Origin of the sequence: Streptomyces sp. NPDC052225, from assembly GCF_040679615.1 — a bacterium.
GTDB lineage: Bacteria > Actinomycetota > Actinomycetes > Streptomycetales > Streptomycetaceae > Streptomyces.
This window is the reverse complement of sequence record NZ_JBFAVD010000065.1, coordinates 1-2,525: the sequence shown is the minus strand read 5'-3', so window position 1 is coordinate 2,525 and position 2,525 is coordinate 1. Positions and strand designations below refer to the sequence as shown.

The 2,525-nt window shown below is 70.1% G+C and carries 2 protein-coding genes and 1 pseudogene; all 3 read right to left on the bottom strand.

What is annotated here, in order from left to right:
* A pseudogene (locus AB0L37_RS38305) lies at nucleotides 1-953 on the bottom strand (hypothetical protein); the annotation flags it as partial.
* Between the two features lie 74 nt (nucleotides 954-1,027).
* Entirely contained in the window at nucleotides 1,028-2,368 is a 1,341-nt protein-coding gene (locus AB0L37_RS38300; RefSeq protein ID WP_365516784.1) for a phosphotransferase, read from the bottom strand.
* Nucleotides 2,365-2,525, bottom strand: a 161-nt coding sequence (locus tag AB0L37_RS38295; RefSeq protein WP_365516787.1) for an alpha-glucosidase C-terminal domain-containing protein, incomplete at its 5' end; no start/stop codon positions are given. The genes AB0L37_RS38300 and AB0L37_RS38295, both read right to left, overlap by 4 nt.

The window sequence follows — 2,525 nt, the reverse complement described above, 5'->3', positions numbered from 1 at the left end:
GCCGTCGGCGCGTAGAAGCCGGTGACCTGGTAGCCCCACGAGCCGCCGAAGGGATGCTCGGCGACCGGCAGGAACTCGACGTGCGTGAAGTTCAAATCCGCGACATAGGCGGGGAGTTGCTCGGCCAGCTGACGGTAGGTCAGACCCGGGCGCCACGACGGCAGGTGCACCTCGTAGACGGAGAACGGCGCCTCATGCGCGGGACGGGCGGCGCGGTGTTCCAACCAGGCGTCGTCCTGCCAGGTGTGGTGCGAGACATGGACGATGGAGGCGGTCGCAGGCGGCTTCTCGGTGCGCCGCGCCATGGGGTCCGCATGCTCGCGGCGCGAGCCGTCCGGGCCGATGATCTCGAACTTGTACAGCTCGCCCTCGCCGATGTCCGGCACGAACAACTCCCACACACCGGAGCGGCCCAGTGAGCGCATGGGTGTCGATGTGCCGTTCCAGCGATTGAAGTCACCGACGACGCGGACACCGCGCGCGTTCGGCGCCCACACGGCGAACCGGGTGCCTGGCACGCCTTGGTGTTCCAGGACGTGTGCGCCGAGAACCGTCCACAGCTCCTCGTGGCGGCCCTCGCCGATGAGGTGCAGGTCCAACTCCCCCAGGGAAGGCAGGAAGCGATAGGGGTCGTCCGTCTCGAGGACACCCTCGGCGGTCGTCACCCGTAGCAGGTGGCCGTCGCCGGGGATGGACGGGAGTCGGCCTTCGAAGAACCCGTCGCCCGTGTCCGGCAGTTCCCAGGCCGTGTCACCTGCCGACACCGCCACCTGGAGGGCGTACGGAAGGAGGCAGCGTACGAGCACACCCTCCGGTGTCGGGTGGGCTCCCAGCACGGCATGCGGGTCGTGGTGGGTTCCGCTCAGCAGTGCCGCGCGCGTAGCCGCGTCGACGCCAGGACCCGGCCCGGCGCGTCGGTGCAGGAGTGGATCGGCAGTGGCGTTGACCGTCATGGTCGGCTCCTTCGGCAGGTGTGGGGCGGCGCCGCGATGCCCTCGGCGTGGGTGTGCGAGATGGGCCGACGCCTTCAGCGTGAACCGGCGAGACGGGCCACGGCCGCCATGGGGACGGTGATCCAGTCGGGGCGGTGGGTCGCCTCGTACAGCACCTCGTAGACGGCGCGGTCGGCCTCGTACGCGCGCAGCAGTTCCGGCACGTCCGTCGGCTCGAAGCCGCCGGCTTCGCTGTAGCCCGAGCAGAAGGCACTGCGGCACTGGTCGGCCCACCGGGGGTGAGGGGTGGGGCTCATGTGCGCCGCGTAGTCGAAGGACCTGAGCATGCCGACGACGTCACGGATCGGCGACTGGTCCGCACGGCGCTCCGTCAGCGGGCGGGAGGGCTCACCCTCGAAATCGACCACGTGCCACGTGCCGTCGGCCCACAGGACCTGCCCCAGGTGGAGGTCTCCATGGATCCGTTGCAGGGGCAGGTCGCTGTCGGACGCCGCCGCATCCGCGAAGATGCCCTCAAGGGCGGCCACATGACGGCGCAGCGCGGGCACTGCCTCGGCCGAGCGCTTCAGCCGGTGCTTCATCTCCTCGGCGAGACGGGGCAGGTGATGCCCCTCGCGCGCCGTAGGGGGGAACACGTGGGCGAGAGCCGCGTGCAGTTCGCCCGTCGTGCGGCCCAGGCCCCGCGCCTGTTGGACGAAGTCACCTCGAACGGCGGCCGATTCCAGGGCCAGCTGCCAGCAGTCCGTGGCGCCGGCCAGGAAGGGCTGGACCATGCCGAGGGTTCCCCAGAAGGGTTCGGTCACATAGAACCAGGCTGTGGGTGCCGGGACCGACGGGTATCCCGCCCGCCCCAGTCGAGCGGTCACCTCGAGGTCCGGATTCATGCCCTGCTCGATGCGCCGGAACAGTTTGAGGATGAGCCTGTCGCCGTACACGATCGACGAGTTGGACTGCTCGGTGTCCAGCACACGAGGGGTCAGCCCGGTCGGCACCGACGCACGGGGGAAGGACTCGAAGCGGAGCACCCCGGCCTTTCCGCCCTCGCGCAGGCGGTCGAGGAGCACGACCGCCACACGGTGATCGTGAAGGGCGTCGTAGACCAGCAGCGTGCCGCCTGCGGGCCCGTCCATGTATCCGAGGGCGTGCCGCCACAGTCGCGGGGGCGGGTCGACGGCCGCACCCAGTATCAACTGGTAGTGGCTGCCTTGCTGTTCACCGGCTTCCCGCACGTGCACGAGCAGATGGAAGCACTCCGGCGTCAGTGCGGTCGCGGCCGTGACCGAGATCTCCGCGATCCGGAGGCCTCGGCCCACGTACCAGCGCTGCGCCGGGAGCCAGCGGCCGAGCAGGTCGCTGAGTGAGGAATTGAGAATCGAGGGGCGTGTGTCGCCGAGCTCGATCAGGGGTTGGGTCATGGCGTGAGGTCCCATCCTGCGGAGCCCCCCGCGGCCCGGCCCTGCACCGAGTCCTCGCTCAGCCTGAACCAGTAGAACCCGTGCCCCGCGAGCGTGAGGAGGTACGGGAGTTCGCCGATGGCGGGGAAGCGGACGCCGCCGATCAACTCCACCGGGT

Coding starts and splice junctions, on each gene's coding strand:
- AB0L37_RS38300 (WP_365516784.1), bottom strand. CDS start 2,368: ATGACCCAACCCCTGATCGAGCTCGGCGACACACGCCCCTCGATTCTC.